A 209-nucleotide genomic window follows, 5' to 3' on the forward strand; every position below is an offset into this window, starting at 1 on the left:
TAAAAGCGGCTTATGTTCGCTTCGGAGAGCTGGCACGATTTTTGCATCATAACGTGTGAGTAAAAAAGACAGGAGGTTTTTTCATATGTAAGAGGCACTGACAAAGGAAAAAGCAGTGTGGATGTATCAAAAAATGCTGGAAATCCGCTATTTCGAAGATCAGGTTCATCAGATGTTTGATAAAGGAATACTGCCGGGTTTTGTCAATC

General features: G+C 40.2%; 1 protein-coding gene. It reads left to right on the top strand.

All coding sequences use genetic code 11. From position 1 onward, the window contains the following. Positions 1 to 121 precede the first annotated feature (121 nt). Positions 122 to 209, top strand: an 88-nt coding sequence (locus CF394_RS16005; RefSeq protein WP_243370559.1) for a hypothetical protein, incomplete at its 3' end; no start/stop codon positions are given.

The organism is Tetzosporium hominis, from assembly GCF_002265435.1.
Taxonomy (GTDB): domain Bacteria; phylum Bacillota; class Bacilli; order Bacillales_A; family Planococcaceae; genus Chryseomicrobium; species Chryseomicrobium hominis.